Source organism: Pseudoxanthomonas sp. LjRoot143 (assembly GCF_964252945.1).
In the GTDB taxonomy this organism is placed as follows: Bacteria; Pseudomonadota; Gammaproteobacteria; order Xanthomonadales; family Xanthomonadaceae; genus Pseudoxanthomonas_A.
This window is the reverse complement of record NZ_CAXUPM020000001.1, coordinates 1,440,194-1,460,319: the sequence shown is the minus strand read 5'-3', so window position 1 is coordinate 1,460,319 and position 20,126 is coordinate 1,440,194. Positions and strand designations below refer to the sequence as shown.

Annotated in this window: 15 protein-coding genes; 2 read left to right on the top strand and 13 right to left on the bottom strand. The window is 67.4% G+C overall.

Translation table 11 applies throughout. The annotated features are described in order from the left end of the window. Positions 1-159: 159 nt before the first annotated feature. Both lysS and prfB read right to left on the bottom strand, forming a co-directional pair. Positions 160-1,671: a lysine--tRNA ligase gene (gene lysS / locus ACSQ1W_RS06835; RefSeq protein ID WP_436042451.1), complete on the bottom strand. Its 1,512-nt coding sequence runs from the start codon at positions 1,669-1,671 to the stop codon at positions 160-162. A gap of 100 nt (positions 1,672-1,771) precedes the next feature. After that, a protein-coding gene (gene prfB, locus ACSQ1W_RS06830; RefSeq protein ID WP_157074069.1) for a peptide chain release factor 2 occupies positions 1,772-2,897 on the bottom strand; the annotation gives its coding sequence in 2 pieces (ribosomal slippage) (positions 1,772-2,821 and positions 2,823-2,897; 1,125 coding nt in all). A gap of 129 nt (positions 2,898-3,026) precedes the next feature. Between prfB and ACSQ1W_RS06825 the strand changes: the two genes are divergently transcribed. Beyond that, positions 3,027-4,955 carry a diguanylate cyclase gene (locus tag ACSQ1W_RS06825; protein ID WP_436042449.1) on the top strand — a complete coding sequence of 643 codons (1,929 nt, stop codon included), beginning with the start codon at positions 3,027-3,029 and terminating at the stop codon, positions 4,953-4,955. Here the strand turns inward: ACSQ1W_RS06825 and ACSQ1W_RS06820 are convergent, their stop codons facing one another. Then, positions 4,956-5,840: a LytTR family DNA-binding domain-containing protein gene (locus tag ACSQ1W_RS06820; protein WP_436042447.1), complete on the bottom strand. Its 885-nt coding sequence runs from the start codon at positions 5,838-5,840 to the stop codon at positions 4,956-4,958. Positions 5,841-5,994: 154 nt separating this feature from the next. Between ACSQ1W_RS06820 and ACSQ1W_RS06815 the strand changes: the two genes are divergently transcribed. Then, positions 5,995-7,209 (top strand): acyltransferase, encoded by a 1,215-nt coding sequence (locus tag ACSQ1W_RS06815; RefSeq protein ID WP_436042445.1) that lies wholly within the window; start codon positions 5,995-5,997, stop codon positions 7,207-7,209. Between the two features lie 7 nt (positions 7,210-7,216). Here ACSQ1W_RS06815 and recJ read toward each other — a convergent pair whose 3' ends face one another. The 10 genes from recJ to dnaJ form a co-directional block, all read right to left on the bottom strand. Next, positions 7,217-8,944 carry a single-stranded-DNA-specific exonuclease RecJ gene (recJ, locus tag ACSQ1W_RS06810; RefSeq protein WP_436042443.1) on the bottom strand — a complete coding sequence of 576 codons (1,728 nt, stop codon included), beginning with the start codon at positions 8,942-8,944 and terminating at the stop codon, positions 7,217-7,219. After that, positions 8,941-9,894 carry a phosphoglycerate mutase gene (locus ACSQ1W_RS06805; protein WP_192268234.1) on the bottom strand — a complete coding sequence of 318 codons (954 nt, stop codon included), beginning with the start codon at positions 9,892-9,894 and terminating at the stop codon, positions 8,941-8,943. The genes recJ and ACSQ1W_RS06805 overlap by 4 nt, the downstream gene beginning before the upstream one ends. A gap of 7 nt (positions 9,895-9,901) precedes the next feature. Continuing rightward, complete coding sequence (gene greA, locus ACSQ1W_RS06800; protein WP_192271214.1) at positions 9,902-10,366, bottom strand: transcription elongation factor GreA; 465 nt, start codon at positions 10,364-10,366, stop codon at positions 9,902-9,904. An 8-nt stretch (positions 10,367-10,374) separates the two neighbouring features. Next, entirely contained in the window at positions 10,375-13,620 is a 3,246-nt protein-coding gene (gene carB, locus ACSQ1W_RS06795) for a carbamoyl-phosphate synthase large subunit (protein ID WP_192268236.1), read from the bottom strand. Positions 13,621-13,700: 80 nt separating this feature from the next. Next, a complete protein-coding gene (locus ACSQ1W_RS06790; protein ID WP_436042440.1) occupies positions 13,701-14,264 on the bottom strand; it encodes a hypothetical protein in 564 nt (187 codons plus the stop codon). Continuing rightward, a complete protein-coding gene (carA, locus tag ACSQ1W_RS06785; protein ID WP_436042439.1) occupies positions 14,261-15,388 on the bottom strand; it encodes a glutamine-hydrolyzing carbamoyl-phosphate synthase small subunit in 1,128 nt (375 codons plus the stop codon). Before carA ends, ACSQ1W_RS06790 begins: the two co-directional genes overlap by 4 nt. Positions 15,389-15,612: 224 nt before the next feature. After that, positions 15,613-16,332 carry a 4-hydroxy-tetrahydrodipicolinate reductase gene (gene dapB, locus ACSQ1W_RS06780; RefSeq protein WP_436042437.1) on the bottom strand — a complete coding sequence of 240 codons (720 nt, stop codon included), beginning with the start codon at positions 16,330-16,332 and terminating at the stop codon, positions 15,613-15,615. Positions 16,333-16,388: 56 nt separating this feature from the next. After that, on the bottom strand, positions 16,389-17,699 hold the full coding sequence (locus tag ACSQ1W_RS06775; RefSeq protein ID WP_436042435.1) for a sensor domain-containing phosphodiesterase: 1,311 nt from the start codon (positions 17,697-17,699) through the stop codon (positions 16,389-16,391). A 142-nt stretch (positions 17,700-17,841) separates the two neighbouring features. Beyond that, complete coding sequence (locus tag ACSQ1W_RS06770) at positions 17,842-18,945, bottom strand: prephenate dehydrogenase (RefSeq protein ID WP_436042433.1); 1,104 nt, start codon at positions 18,943-18,945, stop codon at positions 17,842-17,844. Positions 18,946-19,000: 55 nt separating this feature from the next. After that, a complete protein-coding gene (dnaJ, locus tag ACSQ1W_RS06765) occupies positions 19,001-20,119 on the bottom strand; it encodes a molecular chaperone DnaJ (protein WP_436042432.1) in 1,119 nt (372 codons plus the stop codon). Positions 20,120-20,126: the final 7 nt, after the last annotated feature.

Below are 20,126 nucleotides of genomic sequence, written 5' to 3'. Positions count from 1 at the left end.
CGGATTTGCCGCCCTCCCGGCCAGTCCGTGGCGGGTAGCTGGCGGCGGAACGGCCATCCGACGACCGCCCTTTCCGCAGCAGTGGCCCCGCCGCGTCATCCGGACGGGTGCGTATTCTGCCCCGGAGCGTCACTTCGTTGGCGCGCCGGGACGTCGTGTTCAGCCTTGGCTTTCAGGACGCATATACGGGAACAGCAAGACGTCACGGATCGAATCGGAGCCGGTCAGCAGCATGACCAGGCGGTCGACGCCGATACCCAGGCCGCCGGTCGGCGGCAGCCCGACTTCCAGTGCGCGGATGTAGTCGGCATCGAAGTGCATCGCCTCGTCGTCGCCGCCTTCCTTGGCCTGGACCTGCGCCATGAAGCGCGCCGCCTGGTCCTCGGGATCGTTGAGTTCGGAGAAGCCGTTGGCGATCTCCTTGCCGCTGATGAACAGCTCGAACCGGTCCGTATAGCCCGGCTGGTCGTCGTTGGCGCGGGCCAGCGGCGACACCTCCACCGGATGGTCGGTGATGAAGGTCGGCTGCACCAGGGTGTGCTCCACCGTCTTCTCGAAGATCTCCAGCAGCAGCTTGCCCCAGCCGTACGACGGCTTCACATGGATCTTCAGGCGCTCGCAGTGACGCACGAGCGCGTCGCGATCGGTGCAGTCGGCGGCGCTGATCTCGGGGTTGTGGTGGCGGACGGCCTCGTCCATGCGCCAGCGGCGGAACGCCGGCTCCAGATCGATGTCCTGCCCGTCCCAGACGACCTGCCCGGTACCCAGCACCTCGTGCGCCACGTCGCGGATGACGCCTTCGGTCAGGTCCATGATCTCGGTGTACGAGGCATAGGCCTCGTACAGTTCGAGCATGGTGAATTCGGGGTTGTGGCGGGTGCTGACACCCTCGTTGCGGAAGTTGCGGTTGATCTCGTAGACCCGCTCAAGGCCGCCGACCACCAGGCGCTTCAGGTACAGCTCCGGTGCCACGCGCAGGTACAGGTCCAGGTCCAGCGCGTTGTGGTGGGTGGTGAACGGCTTGGCCGCAGCGCCGCCGGGGATGTAATGCATCATCGGCGTCTCGACCTCGAGGAAGCGCCGGGTATCCAGCCATTCACGGATCGCGCGGATGATGCGCGAGCGCTTGATGAACACCGCGCGTGCTTCCGGGGTAACGATCAGGTCGACGTAGCGTTGGCGGTAACGCTGCTCCACGTCCGACAGACCGTGCCACTTGTCCGGGAGCGGACGCAGCGACTTGGTCAGCAGGCGCAGGGCCTCGGCTTTCACCGACAGTTCGCCGGTCCGGGTGCGGGTGAGCCCACCCTCGACACCGACGATATCGCCGATGTCCCAGCCCTTGAACGCATCGTAGGCCGCGCCCAGCGTGTTGGCCTGCAGGAACAGCTGGATGCGGCCGGACTCGTCCTGGATCTGCACGAAGCTGGCCTTGCCCATCACGCGCTTGGCCATCAGGCGGCCGGCCAGCTTCACCTGCCGGCCGCTGCCTTCCAGTGCCTCGCCGGACCACAGATCGGCGTCCTCGTACTGCGTCTGCAGGTCGCCTGCATAGTCGGTGCGGCGGAAGTCGTTCGGGAACGCGATGCCCTGCCCGCGCAATGCGGTCAGTTTGGCGCGACGCTCGGCGATGAGGCTGTTCTCGTCCTGCGGAGCGGCTTGTTCTGTCATGGGGTCGTGTCGTCTTCTAGAACGTGGGAGCGACGTCAGTCGCGAGCTTTCTCGGTGGCCATTCGCGACTGACGTCGCTCCCACAGGGGGATTGGCCGAATCAAGCGTCGATGCGTTTGGAGCCCGCTTCCAGGCCGGACTTCAGGCTGGCCTCGACGAACTCGTCCAGGTCGCCGTCCAGGACCTTCTGCGTATCCGAACGCTCGATACCGGTACGCAGGTCCTTGATGCGGCTCTGGTCCAGCACGTAGTTGCGGATCTGGCTGCCCCAGCCGATATCGGACTTGGTGGCTTCCACCGCATCGCGCTCGGCGTTGCGCTTCTGGATTTCCAGCTCGTACAGCTTGGCGGCCAGCATCTTCATCGCGTTGTCGCGGTTCTGGTGCTGGCTGCGGCCGGTCTGGCAGGCGACCACGATGCCGGTCGGCACGTGGGTGATGCGCACCGCCGATTCGGTCTTGTTGACGTGCTGGCCACCGGCGCCGGACGAGCGGTACACATCGGTCTTCAGGTCGGCCGGATTGATGTCGATGTCGATGTTGTCGTCGACTTCCGGCGACACGAACACCGAGGTGAAGCTGGTATGGCGGCGGTTGTCCGAGTCGAACGGGGACTTGCGCACCAGTCGGTGGACGCCGGTCTCGGTCTTCAGCCAGCCGTAGGCGAAATCGCCTTCCACCCGCAGCGTGGCCGACTTGATGCCGGCGACGTCACCACCGCTGGCCTCCATCAGCTCGGTCTTCCAGCCACGCGATTCGCACCAGCGCAGGTACATGCGCAGCAGGATTTCCGCCCAATCCTGCGCCTCGGTGCCGCCGGCGCCGGCCTGGATGTCGACGAAGGCGTTGGAGCTGTCCATCTTGCCGGAGAACATGCGCTGGAACTCCAGCTTGCCCACATGCACGGCATAGCGCTCGACATCGGCCACCACGGCCTGCGCGGTGTCCTCGTCGTTCTCCATCTCGGCCAGTTCCAGCAGCTCGCTGCCACCGGTCAGGCCTTCCTCGATGTCGCGGATGCCGTTGACCGTCTTGTCCAGCAGCGAGCGCTCGCGACCGAGCTGCTGGGCGTACTCCGCGTTGTTCCAGATGTCCGGGCTTTCCAGCTCGCGGTTTACTTCTTCCAGGCGCTCGCGCTTGGCATCGTAGTCAAAGATACCCCCGGAGCGAGGCCAGCCTGTCCTGCAGGTCGGCGATGCGCTGGCGGATGGGATTGAGCTCGATCATGGGTCGTGGGGCGGGGGCTGGAAACGGTCGGCAAGGATACCAGAGGCTCACCCGACGACGAGCCGACGCCCGGCGGCTGGAACGGGACTTGCATCGCTGCAGGCGCGTCCTCCCGAGAGCCGTCCGCACATGCCGACTCCCGCCACTACCCTGCCCGTCCCGCTGCTGCCTTGCCTGCTCGGCCTCGTCTTGCTGCTCGGCCTGCCGTCTTCACGTGCCCAAGGCACGCAGCCGGTCGTCGACCGACGCGCCGACGAGGTGAAGCGCTGCCTGCAGTTGCGACGCGATGCGCCTCCGGTCGCGGTCGCGCTGGCGGAGTCGCTGCTGCGCGAGCCCGACCTGGCGGTCGAGGATGAAGTGAAGATCTACAGCTGCCTCGGCATCGCGGCCGGGCTCGCGGGCGACAGGACCCGCGCCGTGGAGGCCGGTGCGCAGATGGAGCGGCTGGTAAAGGAGCACCCCCGCCTGCCCGCGCAGTTCCGTGCACGCGCCTACTCGCAGGCCGGCTCCGTGTTCCACGGCGCAGGCCAGATCCATCGCGCGGAAGCCGCCTACCTGCATGCGCAGGGCCTTGCCGCGCAGCTGCCGGCCGAGGAGGCCGCCCTTTTCCAGGCCACTACGCTGACCAACATCGGCCTGATCCATGCGGATTACCTCGATTCGCCGGAAGTCGCGGACGGCTACTACCGGAAGGCATTGGCGGCCGCGGGTTCGGTCGGCCTGGAGGATCCGCTGATCCTGCACAACCACGCGCTCAACCTGGTCCGCCTCGGCCGCACCGAGGAGGCGATGGCCGTGATCGACGAAGGCGAGGCGCTGGCGCGCCGCAAGCAGGCGCAGTCGGTGGTCGACCGTCTGCGCGCCGCGCGGGCCGGCCTCTGGATCGCACAGGGCCGCCTCGCGCAGGCGCGGCCTTTGCTCGACGCCGCGATCAAGGCACAGCAGGACAGTGTCGACAAACCCGGCCTGGCGGGATCGCTGGCGAAGCTGTCGACGTTGCAACGCCTGTCGGGCGACTACGCGGGTGCGTTGGAGACCGCGAAGCGTGCCTGGTCGAACGTGGACGGCACGCCGCAGCCGCAGAAGCAGCGCGAAGTGCTGCGCGCCTGGATGGCCGCGCATGCCGCTCAGGGCCAGGCGGACGACGCCATGGACGTCGGCGCACGCCTGCACGCACTTGAAATGCAGACGCTGAAGGAACAACGGCTGGAGCTGCTGGCCGATTTGCAGGCCCGCAGCGAGAGCGCCGCCGCGCAACGCGAACTGGCGACCATGCGCCACCAGGCACAGATCCGCGTGCTGAACGACGAGAAGTCGACGCTGCTGCGCCGCTATGGCGTCGCCCTGCTGGTGCTGCTGGTGCTTGCCGGTGTGGGATTCGGCCTGTTGCAGCGTCGCAAGAACCGGCAGCTGCGCAAGGTCAGCGCCACCGATTCCCTCACCGGCCTGCGCAACCGGCGGGCCGCGACCGAAGCGATGAAGGCGATCTCGTCGCAACGCCCGGTGGCCGGCACCCGTCACGTGCTGTTCCTGATCGACATCGACCATTTCAAGAAGGTCAACGACGGCTTCGGCCACCATGCCGGCGACCAGGTGCTGGTCGCCCTGGCGCGCCGCCTGCGTGAAATCGGGCGCGTCGACGATGTCATCGCCCGCTGGGGCGGCGAGGAATTCCTGATGGCCTGCGCCGACCTGACCGAGGCGCAAGCCTGCACCGTGGCCTCGCGCCTGCACGAAGCGCTGTGCGAAGTGCACGAGCTGGCACCGCGGCAGCAGTGGCCGTTGACCGTATCGCTGGGCTTCGCGCCATTCCCGTTCTTCGACAACGCAGCTGGCGGCTGGGACTATGCGCTGCGCATGGCGGACCGTGCCCTGTATGCCGCCAAGGACCGCCGCAACGCCTGGGCCGGCCTGTGGGGACGCGCGTTGCCGGCCGGCGCCACGCTGCAGGCATTGCTGGAAGCGCCCGAGGAAGCCGTCCGCGGCGGCGCCATCGAACTGGTCGCCAGCTATGCGGTGGAACGCCTGCCGCAGGTGCCGGCGACGCGCGCGGCGTAGCTAGGCGTCGGCAGCGCCGGTGCGTTGGCGCAGGTCCTGCCGGTAGCGCCGACTGCATGGCAGGGCGCTGCCGTCCTTCATGTGCACGCGCGCATCGCCGGTGTCCAGCGGCTCGATCGAGGCCACCTGGTCCAGGCTGACGATGTAGCTGCGGTGGATACGGGCGAACATCCGCGGATCCAGTCGCGTCTCGATGCCGCCGATGGTGCTGCGCAACGGATAATCGTGCCCGCGTACGCGCAGATTGACGTAGTTGCCGGCGGCCTGCATCCACTCGATGTCGTTGGCGGCCACCAGGAATTCCCGCCCGAGCTTGCGGATGAGGAAGCGTTCCGGCCTGTCCACCGGTTCCAGCGGCGGACCTTCGTCGGGCTCGGCGAGCAGACTGGCCTCGCCCTGCCAGCGACGCAACAGCAGGCGATACGCCTCCATGGTCAGCACGATGTAGGCGAAGCTGCGGATGTCCTTCAGGTACTCGTAGAACAACTCGCGCGGCCATGGCCCGAAGTCGTAGGTCATCCCCTGGGTCCGGTAGGCCAACATGCGCAGCGCCACCATGCCGACCACGTGTACCAGGCAGACGATGAAGCTGGCAGCCGCGTAGCGCACCAGTTGCCGCCGCCAGTCGCCCCATTGGAAGGGATAGCGGCGGGTGAACCAGGCCATCGCCGGTAGCACCACCAGCAGCCACATGACCGCACTGCTGGCCTCCCACACCGCAGGCTCCCAGGCTTGCACGCCCGAGTCTCCCCGGCGGAAGTCCATCAGCGTGGTGATGCTGTTGGCGATGCAGTTCGCCCCGATCATCGCGACCCAGAAGCCGATCTCGGCCCAGCGGCGCCAGGGCAGATACCGTTCGTACGTCAGCGTGGCCTGCTCGGTCATGCCCGCATTCTAACGTTCGTGACAACGCATACCGTCCGCGATTGGTCCCTCGCCACCCGCCACTGGCCCCTGCGCGACCGCGACGCATCCCTTTGCGATGGCCTCGAGATAGCCGACCGGCGACGCTGGTCATCCGCAATGAAGAGAGACCACCATGCAACGCCGCCACGATCTGGACTGGGTCCGCGTCTGCGCCTTCGGGCTGCTCGTGCTGTACCACGTGGGCATGTACTACGTGACCTGGGACTGGCACGTGAAGAGCCCGGCCGCCAGTGATGCCCTGGAGCCGTTCATGATGCTCAGCTCGCCGTGGCGACTGTCCTTGCTGTTCCTGGTGTCCGGCACGGCCACCGCTTTCCTGCTCGGCAAGGCCCGGAGCGAAGCCGACGCCGGCGGCACGCGCACGGGTTTCCTCGGCCCGCGCTCATGGCGGTTGCTGGTGCCACTGGTCTTCGGGATGCTCGTGATCGTGCCCCCGCAGGCGTACTACGAACTGCTCGATTCGCGATATCCCGGTGGCTACCACGACGGCTACCTCGCGTTCTGGGGGCGCTACCTCGCGGCCGACGGCAGCTTCTGCGACGACGACGGCTGCCTGCGGTTGCCGACCTGGAACCACCTGTGGTTCGTCGCGTACCTGTGGGTCTACACGGTCCTCATCTGGGCGCTGACGCGATGCGCGCCAGCCGCGGTACAGCGCATGTCGGACCGGCTCGCCGCCGTCCTCGCCTCGAATCTCGGGATCCTGCTGTGGCCGGCGCTGTTCTTCGCCTCAGCAAGGATCGCCCTGATCGGCACCTTCGGCTCGACCCATGCCCTCATCGACGACGGGTACAACCACGTCCAGTACTTCGGCATCTTCCTGCTGGGCTTCCTTGTCGCACGTTGCGACGCGGTGTGGAGTGCGTTCGTGCGCGTGCGCTGGGCGGCGCTGGCCCTGTGGTTGATCAGTTGGGCTTCCATCGTCCTCTACTTCTCTGCCTTCGCCGACGTCGAACCCCCGCAATGGCTGCGCATCGTGATGCGGGGCGCGTGGGGACTGAACCAATGGTGTGCGATCGCCGCGATCCTCGGCTTCGCGCGACGCTGGAATCCCGGTGACAGCCGCGCGTTGCGCTACCTGTCGCAGGCGGTGTTCCCGGTCTACATCCTGCATCAGACGATCATCGTGCTGCTGGCCTACAACGCCCAACGGTTCGAACTGCCTCCGCTGTTGGAAGGCCCTGCGCTCGTGGTGCTGACCCTGGGCTTGTGCTTCGCCGGTTACGAAGTGGTGCGCCGTGTCCCGCCGCTTCGGCCGCTGTTCGGATTGAAGCGCAACGCACCGACGACGCATCCCTCCGCCACACGGGATCCGCAGCCGTCCTGACGCGTGGTCAGGCGGCCGGTGTCCAATGGCGCAGCAGCAACTGGATGCCGCGACGGTCGCGCCAGTCGTCGGTATCCAACTGGTAGGCCGCGTGGATGCGCGCGGGAGGCGGATCGTCGTGCCAGCCGTTGAACTGGATGGCGCTCAGCGGCAAGGCGTGTCCGGCGGCCCGGAGCGAGAATTTCAGGTGCTTTTCGCCGACCACGCGCCAGTCCAGCACGTCGAACACGCCATCGAACACCGGCTCGGGAAAGCCCTGCCCCCACGGCCCGGCGCTGCGCAGCACGTCGGCATGCGCGCGATCGAGCTCGCCCGAGGCCAGTTCGCCATCGCTCAGCACTTCCTCGCGCAACAGGTCGTCGTCGAGCATCGCCGCCGCGTGCTGGTGAAAGGCAGCCTGGAACTGCGGCAGCGCGCTTTCGTCCAACGACAGGCCCGCCGCCATGGCGTGGCCGCCGAAGCGCTGAACCAGGCCAGGATGCGCGGCATCGACGGCGGCCAGCGCATCACGGATATGGAAACCCGGGATCGACCGCGCGGAACCCCGCAAGGTGGTGCTGCCGGGCTCGGCCGGTGCGAACGCGATCACCGGGCGGTGCAGCCGCTCCTTGATCTTGGACGCAACCAGGCCGACGACGCCGGGATGCCATTCCGGGTCGAACAGGCAGGGCGCCAGCGGCACCGGCGCATCCTCGCCAGTCTCGATCCGGGACAGCGCCGCCTGCGCCTCCTCGACCATCTGCTGCTGCACGCCGCGGCGTTCGGCGTTGATGCTCTCCAGCACGCGTGCCATCTCGTCTGCCTGGGTGGCGTCGTCCGTCAGCAAGCAGGCGATGCCGAGCGCCATGTCCTCCAGGCGACCGGCCGCATTCAGGCGCGGAGCGATGGCGAAGCCGATGTCGGCCGCACTCAGCCGTGCAGGATCGCGGCCGGCCGCCCGCATCAGCGCCTGCAGGCCGGCGCACCCCTGCCCTGCGCGCAAGCGGCGCAGGCCGGCACCGACGAGTGCGCGGTTGTTCGCGTCCAGCGGTACCAGGTCGGCGACCGTGCCGATGGCGACGAGATCCAGCAGCGTGGAAAGATCCGGATCGGCGCCCACGAACGCGCCGCGCTCGCGCAGCACGCGTCGCAACGCCAGCAGTACGTAGAACATCACGCCGACGCCGGCCAGCATCTTGCTGGGGAATGGATCGCCACGCAGGTTCGGATTGACGATGACGTCGGCAGGCGGCAACACCTCGCCCGGCAGGTGATGGTCGGTGACCAGCACCTGCCAGCCGCGTGCTTTCGCTTCGGCGATACCTGCATGACACGCGATGCCGTGATCGACCGTCACCAGCAGGTCGGGCTGCAACGCGGCCAGTTCGTCCACCAGCGACGGCGACAGGCCATAGCCATGGACCATGCGGTTGGGCACGGCCGGCGTCACCCGCGTCGCGCCCAGCAGACACAGGCCGCGCACACCGACCGCGCAGGCGGTGGCGCCATCGCAATCGAAGTCGCCGACGATGACGATGTGCCGGTCCTGCGCGATCGCGTCTGCCAGCAGCGCGGTAGCCTCGCCCAGTCCGCCCAGCAGGTCGGGCGGCAACAGCTGCGCCAGCCGGGGCTGTGCCTGGTCGATCGACAAGGCGCCGCGCGCTTCGTAGATGCGCCGCAGCAAGGGGGGCACGTTGTCCGGCCACTGCCCACCCGTCGCGATGGCACGACGGCGGATACGCGGGGACGGCGTCATGCCGGCACGTGGTCGGGGCGCACCGTGTCCAGTCGCTGCAAGGCGCCCCGCCACAGTCGCCAGCGCTGCTCGCGGCGCAGGGAGAACAGGGCGCCATCCTCGAAGTCGAGGTTCAGCGCATCCAGTTCGCGCTTGCGCAGCGCATCGAGCAACGGGCGCAACGCGTCGCTGCACAGCAGATCGAGATTGCGCAGGTGGCGCAGGTCGATCAAGGCATCGACACCGCCCTCGCCGTTGGCGTGACCTGCCTCGATGCCCGCGACCTGCGCGAGCGACTGCAGAAGTACGTCGTTGCCCTTCACCTGGCGGAACCCGGTACGCACGGCATCCGGCAGCACGCCGCCCCCCCAGAACCACAGCGAGTTCACCGGCGGCTTGCCCTGCGCCGCACGCTGTGCGTTCCATGGGTGGTTGTGCAGCAGCACCTGCGCCTCGCTGAGCAGTGCACGCCACCGGCGCCCGGCATCACCTTCGGGCAGATGGGCGAACAGATCGTCGCCGAGTACGTCGCTGGCCGGCGCAAAGGCGGGCAACTTCGCTTCCACGGGAAGGCGCAGATACCAGCGCGACGCGTTCGGCGCATCGAGCAACATGCCGGCATCGCCGAACAGGGGCTTCAAGGCCGGCAGCAGCTGGACGGTGTCTTCATCGGTCAGCCCCAGCGCTTCGCCGTAGGCAAGCATGCGGGCGCCGGTCATGTCTGGCGACACGCGCGCCGGATCGGCACGCAGCCACATGGCGCCGGCCGCATCGCGCGCGTCGCGTTGCCGCGTCAATGCGGCGACAGGCCAGTGGTCGGGCACCAGCTGGAACTGGCGACGCAGCTGCGCGCGTTCGCCGGCGTCGCCCTCGCTACGGTCGGCACGCCCGAGCGCCTTGGCGATATCGGGCGGCAGGACCTGCCCGACCAGGCGGGTACGCGCAGGCAGCAGCAGGGTGGCCTGGGCCATCGGTCCGTCAGTCGGCGTAGGAGACGCTGACGATTTCGTACTCGCGCTGTCCGGCGGGCGCATCGATGGTGACGCTGTCGCCTTCGTGCTTGCCGATCAGGGCGCGGGCCAGTGGCGACGAAATCGCGATCAGGCCCAGCTTGATGTCGGCTTCGAGGTCGCCGACGATCTGGTAACGCTTCTCTTCGTCCGTATCCACGTCGGCCAGCACCACCTTGGCGCCGAACACGATGCGCGAACCCGCGTTGAGCTTGCTGACGTCGATGATCTCGGAGTGCGACAGCTCGCCTTCCAGCTGCTTGATGCGGCCTTCGATGAAACCCTGCTGTTCGCGCGCAGCGTGGTACTCGGCGTTCTCCTTGAGATCGCCGTGCGCACGCGCTTCGGCGATGGCGGTGATTACTTCAGGGCGCTTGACCGTCTTCAGCAGGTCCAGTTCCTGGCGCAGGCGCTGTGCGCCTTGCATCGTCAATGGGGCTCTCACCCTTGAAGCTCCTTGTGCAGTTCCTGCAACGCCAGGACCGGGCCGGTGCCGCGGAACTCCAGCGAATGCACCAGCGCCTTGGCACCGGCGACGGTAGTTGAATAGGTGACGCGATGCTGCAGGGCCTCGCGTCGGATCGAGAAGGAGTCGGCGATCGCCTGGCGTCCTTCCGTGGTGTTGACGATATACACGATTTCGCCGTTCTTGATCAGGTCGACCACGTGCGGACGGCCCTCGAGCACCTTGTTGATCTGCTCGCAGGCGATGCCGTGCTCACCCAGCCATGCCGCCGTGCCCGCCGTAGCCACGATGCTGTAACCCCGGCCGACCAGCTCCTGCGCCACCGGCAGCACGCGCTTCTTGTCCGGGTCGCGCACCGAGATGAACACCTTGCCGACCGGCGGCGCCTTGATGCCGCCGGCTTCCTGCGCACGCGCCATGGCGGCACCGAAACTGCGGCCCACGCCCATCACCTCACCGGTGGAGCGCATTTCCGGGCCGAGGATCGGGTCCACGCCCTGGAACTTGGCGAACGGGAAGATCGCCTCCTTGACCGAGTAGTAGTCCGGCACGATTTCCTTCGTGGCGCCCTGCCCGGCCAGCGTCTTGCCGGCCATGCAGCGGGCCGCGATCTTGGCCAGCGGCATGCCGGTGGCCTTGGACACGAACGGCACGGTGCGCGACGCGCGCGGGTTCACTTCCAGCAGGTAGACGATATCGTCGCTGCCGTCTTCGCTGGACTGGATGGCGAACTGGGTGTTCATCAGGCCGACGACCTTCAGGGCCTTCGCCAGCTCGACCACCTGGCGGCGCAGTTCGTCCTGCGTCTTGGCCGACAGCGAGTACGGCGGCAACGAACACGACGAGTCGCCCGAGTGCACGCCGGCTTCCTCGATGTGCTCCATCACGCCACCGATCAGCACGTTGCCGTCGGCATCGGCGATGATGTCCACGTCCACTTCCACCGCGTTGTCGAGGAAGCGGTCCAGCAGCACCGGCGAGTCGTTGGAGACCTTCACCGCGTCGCGCACGTAGCGGGCCAGGTCGGATTCGCCATAGACGATTTCCATCGCGCGACCGCCCAGCACGTACGACGGGCGCACGACCAGCGGGTAGCCGATCTCGCGCGCCAGCAGCAACGCTTCCTGGTCGTTGCGGGCGATGCGGTTCGGCGGCTGCTTCAGGCCCAGCTTGTCGACCAGCTGCTGGAAACGCTCGCGGTCTTCGGCCAGGTCGATGGAATCCGGGCTGGTGCCGATGACCGGCACGCCGTTGGCTTCCAGCGCACGCGCCAGCTTCAGCGGCGTCTGGCCGCCGTACTGCACGATGACGCCCTTCGGCTGTTCAAGCTCGACGATCTCCAGCACGTCTTCCAGCGTCAGCGGTTCGAAATACAGACGGTCGGAGGTGTCGTAGTCGGTGGAGACGGTTTCCGGATTGCAGTTGACCATGATGGTCTCGAACCCGTCCTCGCGCAGCGCGAGTGCCGCGTGCACGCAGCAGTAGTCGAACTCGATACCCTGGCCGATGCGGTTGGGGCCACCGCCGAGGATCATGATCTTGTCGCGGTTGGTCGGCTGCGCTTCGCATTCGTCCTCGTAGGTCGAATACAGGTAGGCCGTGCCGGTGGCGAACTCGGCCGCGCAGGAGTCCACGCGCTTGTAGACCGGCTTCACGCCCAACGCCTTGCGCAGCACGCGCACGGCGGCTTCATCGGTGCCGGCCAGTTGCGCCAGCCGCGCATCGGAGAAGCCCATGCGCTTCAGCTTGCGCATGCGCGCCTTGTCCAGCGAACCCAGCCCATCGGCAGCGAGCTGCTGCTCGGTGGCGATGATCTCTTCCATCTGATCGAGGAACCATGGGTCGATGAACGACAGGGCATGCACCTGCTCAACCGTCATGCCGGCGCGGAACGCATCGGCCACGTAGAACAGGCGCTCCGGTCCCGGTGCCTTCAGTTCGCGGCGCAGCTTGGCCAGATCGTCCTCGTCCGCCAGATCCAGGCCGGTGGGGTCGAGGCCGACCTTGCCGGTCTCCAAACCGCGCAACGCCTTCTGCAGCGATTCCTGGAAGGTCCGGCCCATCGCCATCACCTCGCCCACCGACTTCATCTGGGTGGTCAAGCGTGCGTCGGCCTGCGGGAACTTCTCGAAGGCGAAGCGCGGGATCTTGGTGACCACGTAGTCGATGGCCGGCTCGAACGAGGCAGGCGTCAAGCCGCCGGTGATCTCGTTCTTCAATTCGTCCAGCGTGTAGCCGACGGCCAGCTTGGCCGCGACCTTGGCGATCGGGAAGCCGGTGGCCTTCGATGCCAGCGCCGACGAGCGCGACACGCGCGGGTTCATCTCGATGACGACCACGCGGCCGGTCTGCGCGTTGATGCCGAACTGCACGTTCGAACCACCGGTATCCACGCCGATCTTGCGCAGCACCGCGATGGAGGCGTCGCGCAGGCGCTGGTATTCCTTGTCCGTCAGCGTCTGTGCCGGCGCGACGGTGATGCTGTCGCCGGTGTGCACGCCCATCGGGTCGAGGTTCTCGATCGAGCAGACGATGATGCAGTTGTCCGCGGTGTCGCGGACCACTTCCATCTCGAATTCCTTCCAGCCCAGCACCGACTCTTCCACCAGCACTTCTGTAGTCGGCGACAGCTCCAGGCCGCGGGTGACGATGTCAACCAGCTCTTCGCGGTTGTAGGCGATGCCGCCGCCGCTGCCGCCCAGGGTGAAGCTGGGGCGGATGATGGTGGGGTAACCGACACGGGTCTGGATCTCCAGCGCTTCTTCCAGCGTGTGGGCGACGGCGGCCTTCGGGCACTCCAGACCGATCTCGCCCATCGCCACGCGGAACAGCTCGCGATCCTCGGCCATGCGGATCGCTTCGCGCTTGGCGCCGATCAGTTCGACGTTGTACTTCTCCAGCACCCCGTTGTCGGCCAGGTCCAGCGCACAGTTCAGCGCAGTCTGGCCGCCCATCGTCGGCAGCAGCGCATCAGGCTTCTCCTTGGCGATGATCTTCTCGACCGTCTGCCAGTTGATCGGCTCGATGTAGACCGCGTCCGCCATTTCCGGGTCGGTCATGATGGTCGCGGGGTTGCTGTTGACCAGCACCACCCGGTAACCCTCTTCGCGCAGCGCCTTGCAGGCCTGCGCGCCGGAGTAGTCGAACTCGCAGGCCTGGCCGATGACGATCGGGCCTGCGCCGATGATCAGGATGGTTTTAAGGTCGTTGCGCTTGGGCATGCTGTCCTCGATCTCTTGCGTGGCCGTCGCGCGCGATGCGCAGCGCGACGGTATGGGTATTCAGCGCATCCGGTGGATGCTCAGAGGGTGACGTCCTCGATGCCGCAATGGGTCCGCGCGTCGTCCTTGAAGGCTTCGAGCTCGGCGTCGGTCATATCCAGATCCGGAAACTCGCGCTCCAGCACCTTGGCCGCCGGTGTGCCCATGAATTCGACCACCTGCGCCATCTGCGCCTGCGGCATTCCGCCCAGAACCGATTCGGCTTCGGGAGCCGGCTGGCCGTTGATGCTGGCCTCCACCCCCTTGCGCACGAACTGCATGAGCTTGCCGCCGCCGTCGGTCTGCGCGAAAGCGATCCACTGCCCAGCCGTCTGCTCGTCGCCGAACAGGGTGCGGAACGCATCGACGAGTTTCACCGACATGATCGGTTCGATCCGCGCCAGCAGGCACGTGCGCTGCGCAGGCGTCAACGCGGCGAACGCGGGCTCCTTGCCGACCTCCGTTTCCATCACCCGCACGATCGCGCTGTCGAAGCCGAACAACTGCTGCAGCTGCTTCACCTGCTCATGGGTGGGCACGGCCGCGGCCGCCGGCAACGCCAGGGCGGCCAGCAGGAGCCCGAGACCGTTGCGTCGCAGGCTCATCGCGATGCATCCATGGACTGCACGAAGCGGTCGAACAGCGGCGCCACGTCGTGCGGGCCGGGCGATGCTTCGGGATGTCCCTGGAACGAGAACGCCGGCGCATCGGTCAGTTCGATGCCCTGGTTGGTGCCGTCGAACAGCGAGCGGTGGATCACGCGCACGTTGGCCGGCAGCGAGGCCTCGTCGACGGCGAAGCCATGGTTTTGCGAGGTGATCATCACGCGGCCCGTGTCGAGGTCCTGCACCGGGTGGTTCGCACCGTGGTGCCCGTGGCCCATCTTCATGGTCTGCGCACCGGCGGCGAGCGCCAGCAGCTGGTGGCCCAGGCAGATGCCGAAGGTCGGGATCTTCTTGGCGATGAACTCGCGGATGGCGGTGATGGCGTAGTCGCACGGCGCCGGATCGCCCGGGCCGTTGGACAGGAACACGCCATCCGGCTGCAGCGCCAGCGCGTCTGCAGCGCTGGTCTGCGCGGGCACCACGGTGACGTCGCAGCCACGCTCGGCGAGCATGCGCAGGATGTTGTGCTTCACGCCGAAGTCGTAGGCCACGACCTTGAACTTCGCCGGCGCCTGCACGAAGGCATTGCGGTCCAGGTCCAGCTGGCCGTCGCGCCACGGATACGGCGTGTCGGTGGTCACCACCTTGGCCAGGTCCATGCCCTTCAGGCCGGGGAACTTGCGTGCCGCCTCGAGCGCCTTTTCGACATCGAGGTCGTCGCCTGCCATCAGCGCGCCGTTCTGGGCGCCGCGCTCGCGCAGGATGCGCGTCAGCTTGCGGGTGTCGATGCCGGCGATGGCGACGATGCCGCGCGTGGACAGCCACTCGGGCAATGCCTGCTGGTTGCGCCAGTTGCTGGGGCGACGCGGCACGTCGCGCACGATCAGGCCGGCGCACCAGACCTTCGATGCCTCGTCGTCCTGGTCGGTACAGCCGGTGTTGCCGATATGGGGGTAGGTCAGGGTGACGAGCTGGCGGGCGTAGGACGGGTCGGTCAGGATTTCCTGATAGCCGGTCATCGCGGTGTTGAATACCACTTCGCCGACCGAAAGGCCGTCTGCGCCTACGGATTCGCCCTCGAATACGGTGCCGTCTTCGAGTACGAGAATTGCGGGTCGTGTCACGGGGTTCGCCTTGGGGTGGAGGAACCCTGTCCCACCGGCTTGCGGCTGCAAGAAACCGCAGACGCGGCGTTCATCCGGTCCGTGGCGATGGGTAACAGGCGAGCGGGAATTGTACGGAAACGGCCTGTTCAGCGCTACCGTTTTTTCGCCCGCTGCCACGCCGGAAGCTTGCCGAGCGTGTCGTATTCAGGTTCAGCGGCCGGGCAGGATCGCCGGGATGCCCGTCAGTCCAGCAGATCGCGCACCCGGTAGGCGCCCGGCGTGCGACCACGCACCCTTCCCGCCACGTGCAGGGCGCCGCGGGCGAAGATGTCGCGGTGCGTGGCCCGGTGCGTCAGCTCGATGCGCTCGCCGAGGCCGGCGAACTGCACGGTATGTTCGCCGACGATGTCGCCGGCCCTCAGGCTGGCGTAGTGCACCTGTGCACCCGCGCTGCCGGCGGCCTGGCCCAGGGTCAGGGCGGTACCGGAGGGTGCGTCTTTCTTGTGCACGTGGTGCGACTCCACGACATCGACGTCCCAGCCTTGCAGCGCCGCCGCGGCCCGCTCGACGAGTTCCGCCATGATGGCCACGCCGAGGCTGAAGTTGGTCGCCCAGACCAGCGGAATGGTGGCGGCCGCAGCGGCCAGCGCGTCCAGCTGCGCGGACGAGATGCCGGTGGTGCCCGACACCAGCGCCGCCTTGCGCTCGACGCACAGCGCGAGGACCGGATCGAAGCCTTCCGGCAGGCTGAAATCGATGGCGACATCGAACGCGGGCACGCCCGCCAGTTCACTGGCCGCGAAATGGGGAACGCCGTCGACGACGCGCGGCGACGGTGTCCGCCGCGTCACTGCGCCAACGATCTGGTAGCGCTCGGGCTCGACTGCCGCAAGACGGAGCAGCGCCTGCCCCATCCTACCGGATGCGCCATGGATCAGGAGACGGGTCGGTGAAGTATTCATGTCCGCATGGTAGCCCCGGTCCGTCGGGCTGGCGACCGCCAGGGCATGCTCGCGGGTCAGGGCACCTGCGGGTGGCCCAGATGGTAGCCCTGCGCGTAAGGCACGCCGAGCTTCTTCAGCGTGTCGAGCTGCTCCGCGGTTTCCACGCCCTCGGCCACGAGTTCGGCCTGGGTACCGCGGGCAAACGCCAGCAGCGCCGCGATCAGGGCCTGCATGCGCGGCCGCAGGTCGACCTCGCGCACCAGCGTGAAGTCGAGCTTGATGATATCCGGCGCCAGGCGAAGCACATGCCGAAGGCTGGAGAAGCCGGCACCGGTATCGTCCACCGCGATGCGCAGGCCCAGGGCCTGCAGGGCGGACAGGCAGGCATTGAGCCGCTCGTAATCTTCCACCGGCGTGTGCTCGGTGATCTCCAGTACGAGGCGACGCATGTCGTGCGCCTGGATCATCGACTTCAACTCGTCGCTGCAGACCGTTTCCGGCGATACGTTGATCGCCAGGTAAGCGTCGGCCGGAAGCCGTTCAAGCTGATCCAGCGCGACCCGCGCCGCCGCCAGCTCCAGCTGGATGCTCATTCCGTGGCGTGCGGCTTCCTCGAACCAGCGTCCGGTCGACAGGTCGTACTCCACCGGGAAGCGCGCGAGCGCCTCGTATCCGACGATCGCGCCATCGGCGAGGCGCACGATGGGCTGCAGGGCAGCCGTGAGCTGCGCGCCCTCCAGCACGGCCTCCAGGCGTTCGCGGCCTTCCCGGGATTGCTGGCGGTCGCGATCACCCTGCCCTTTCCTCTGTTCCAGCGCAGCCCGCATCTGCGCGTGCTCGATAGCCTTGTACAGGCTGGCGGCCACCAGCGTGCTCAGTTGGTCGAGCGTGCGCTGGTCGGTATCGCTGTATGCGCCCGGCGTCGTCGAGACCACCTTGAGCACGCCCACGGCCTGGCGACGGAAATACAGCGGCGCGACCAGCATCGAACGTAGCCCGACGTTGCGGCAGGCTTCGCGGTTGACGCGGGGGTCGGTCTCGCTGTCGTCACAACGCATGACGCGCCCTTCCTCCAGGCACCGTCCCGACAGGCTGCCTTTCACCGGAAGCATCAGGCCGACCTGGTTGCCCGCGATGCCGCTCGCCGACCAGTAGCGCATGTTCTCGCCATCCCGGATCTCGAGCACGGCACCCGCCGATCGCGTCAGTTCTTGCGCGCGATACGTGATCGCATCCACGACGTCCTGCGGGTCCGGGCCGGCAGCGGCGATCTCGCTCTGCGCCGACACGATCCGCGTCAACAGCGCGACCGCATCCTCGTCGGCCATCGTCGGGACCGGTGGCCGCGCCGACGAGAGCGAAATCAGTTTGTTGTTGCGAGCCATCTCCGTCGCTCCCTGCGGATGATGATGGGATGCGCACGCGTCCACGCATCACGATGGGACCGATGCTAGGCCTCTCATCTCACAGTTGTCGAGTAAACGAATTTACTACGCAGCAGGTTGTCCAGAATCGCTAAACACGACGCTACGAAAGGACGCGCCCGAGCCCCTGCGCCACGATGTCGAACACTGTCCTTTCCAGGGCAACGGGATCGACTTCATCGAATCCGATGCGGAAGTGCACTTCTCCCCCGGGCGTACGCGAGGAATGGATCGACGAAAGACTGACACCATGCCGCTCGAAGACGTGCAGCAAGGCACGCAGCGATCCGGGGCGATCCTCGGGCAGGTGCACACTGAGTGCCTGGCCCGCCGCGAGATCGGCCAGCAGGTAGCCGATCCGTTCGTAACTGTAATTGCCGGCGGCCAGCGTGGCCTCGCCGATCGCGCTGCGGTTGTCGCGCAGGAATTCATCACGGAATGCCGCGCGCGCGGCATCGCTGCCCTCGCCCACCAGGGTCGCCATGCGCGTGATCTGCGCGCCGAGTGCCTGCAGGACTTCGCCGGCGTGCGGATTACCGAACTGGATGTCCTCGTAGATCGCGGGATTCAACGACAGGATGCGCGCGACGATGGCGGCATCCATCTCGAAGGATGCCGAGCGGAACGGCATCACGGCGGCCAAGCTGCCCACGTGTGGCGCCTGCCCGTTCAGCACACCGGCCTGCGCGAGATGCGTGGCGTGCACCATGGCCTGCACCAGTGCCATCACGCGGTCGTGCTGCTCGGGCGATGCCTGCACGCACTCGGCCTCGAGGGCGAGCAGCAGGCCGTCCAGCCAGGGACGCCAGCGCTCGAGGCGCGCGTCGCAGACGACCATCACCCTGCCCTTCAGCGTGGGCGCCTTGGGCGGCGCGGTCATCGGATGCAGGCCGACGACCTCGGCGCGCGAGCGCAGCATCGCCTCCACGGGTACGGTCTTGATCGAGGTGACGTCGAGCCACAGCTTGCCGGCTTCGCTGCCGTCCGCCAGTGACACGTACCGGGCGATCAGCGACGCGGTGTGGCGGATCGGCGCGGAGAACACCAGCACGTCGGCGCGACGCACCAGCTCGGACTCCCCCGTCGACGATGCGTCCGCAGGGTCATGGCCGATGACGTCCAAACCCATCCGGGTACGGAAGAACTGCTGCAGCCAGCGACCGTAGGCGCCGGCACTGCCAACGATGCCAATGAGGGGTGCGGACACGAAATGGGCTCCACGAAGGAGCCCTATTCTAGAAGCTTGCCGGGACGGCCGCGCCTCAGGAGGTCATGCGGTCCCAGAATCCCTTCACGCCATCGAGGAACGTCGCCGACTTCGGCGAATGCTTGCGCGCTTCGTCGCCGATGAAGGTGGCCTCGAACTTCTCGAGCAGTTCGCGCTGCTCGTTGGTCAGGTTCACCGGCGTTTCGACCACCACGCGGCAGTACAGGTCGCCTTCGCTGCGGCTGCGCACGGACTTGACGCCCTTGCCGCGCAGACGGAACAGCTTGCCGGTCTGGGTTTCGGCCGGAATGCGGATCTCCGCCTCGCCATGCAGCGTCGGCACACGCACCGTGTCGCCCAGCGCAGCCTGGGAAATGCGGATCGGCACTTCGCAATGCAGGTCGTCGCCATCGCGCTGGAAGATGTCGTGCTCACGCACGCGCACTTCCACGTACAGATCGCCCGCCGGCGTGCCGGGCGGTCCTGCTTCGCCTTCGCCGCTCAGGCGGATGCGGTCGCCGCTGTCCACGCCGGCCGGAATCTTGACCGAGAGGACCTTCTCTTCCTCGACCCGTCCAGCGCCGTGGCAGCTGGTGCAGGGATTGTTGATGGTCTGGCCACGCCCGCCACAGGCAGGACAGGCCTGCTGCATGGCGAAGATGCCGCGCTGCATGCGCACGTTGCCGCGTCCGCCGCAGGTGGTGCAGGTCTCGATCTTGCCATCCGCCGAGCCCGAGCCCTTGCAGGGCTCGCAGGGTGCCAGCGACGGAATTTCGATGCGCTTCTCGACACCGGCGACGGCCTCTTCCAGGTCCAGCTCCATCACGTAGCCGACATCGGCACCACGCCGCGCCGCGCGTGCGCCACCGCCGCCGAAAATGTTGCCGAAAATGTCGCCGAAGATGTCGCCCATGTCCGGGCCGCCCGGACCGCCGCCGCCCATGCCATGTTCGAAGGCGGCATGACCGTGCGCATCGTAGGCGCGGCGCTTGGCGCCGTCCGACAACACTTCATAGGCCTCCTTGCACTCCTTGAACGCGGCTTCGGCCGCCGCGTCGCCCGGGTTGCGATCCGGGTGGTGCTTCATCGCGCAGCGGCGATAGACCTTCTTCAGGTCTTCGTCGCTGGCGTCCCGGGCCACACCCAGGACTTCGTAGTAGTCGCGCTTGCTCATGTGCTGT

Bases quoted from the DNA above. Each gene is read 5' to 3' on its own strand.
- lysS (WP_436042451.1), bottom strand. From the start codon at position 1,671: ATGACAGAACAAGCCGCTCCGCAGGACGAGAACAGCCTCATCGCCGAG.
- ACSQ1W_RS06825 (WP_436042449.1), top strand. From the start codon at position 3,027: ATGCCGACTCCCGCCACTACCCTGCCCGTCCCGCTGCTGCCTTGCCTG.
- ACSQ1W_RS06820 (WP_436042447.1), bottom strand. From the start codon at position 5,840: ATGACCGAGCAGGCCACGCTGACGTACGAACGGTATCTGCCCTGGCGC.
- ACSQ1W_RS06815 (WP_436042445.1), top strand. From the start codon at position 5,995: ATGCAACGCCGCCACGATCTGGACTGGGTCCGCGTCTGCGCCTTCGGG.
- recJ (WP_436042443.1), bottom strand. From the start codon at position 8,944: ATGACGCCGTCCCCGCGTATCCGCCGTCGTGCCATCGCGACGGGTGGG.
- ACSQ1W_RS06805 (WP_192268234.1), bottom strand. From the start codon at position 9,894: ATGGCCCAGGCCACCCTGCTGCTGCCTGCGCGTACCCGCCTGGTCGGG.
- carB (WP_192268236.1), bottom strand. From the start codon at position 13,620: ATGCCCAAGCGCAACGACCTTAAAACCATCCTGATCATCGGCGCAGGC.
- ACSQ1W_RS06790 (WP_436042440.1), bottom strand. From the start codon at position 14,264: ATGAGCCTGCGACGCAACGGTCTCGGGCTCCTGCTGGCCGCCCTGGCG.
- dapB (WP_436042437.1), bottom strand. From the start codon at position 16,332: ATGAATACTTCACCGACCCGTCTCCTGATCCATGGCGCATCCGGTAGG.
- ACSQ1W_RS06775 (WP_436042435.1), bottom strand. From the start codon at position 17,699: ATGGCTCGCAACAACAAACTGATTTCGCTCTCGTCGGCGCGGCCACCG.
- dnaJ (WP_436042432.1), bottom strand. From the start codon at position 20,119: ATGAGCAAGCGCGACTACTACGAAGTCCTGGGTGTGGCCCGGGACGCC.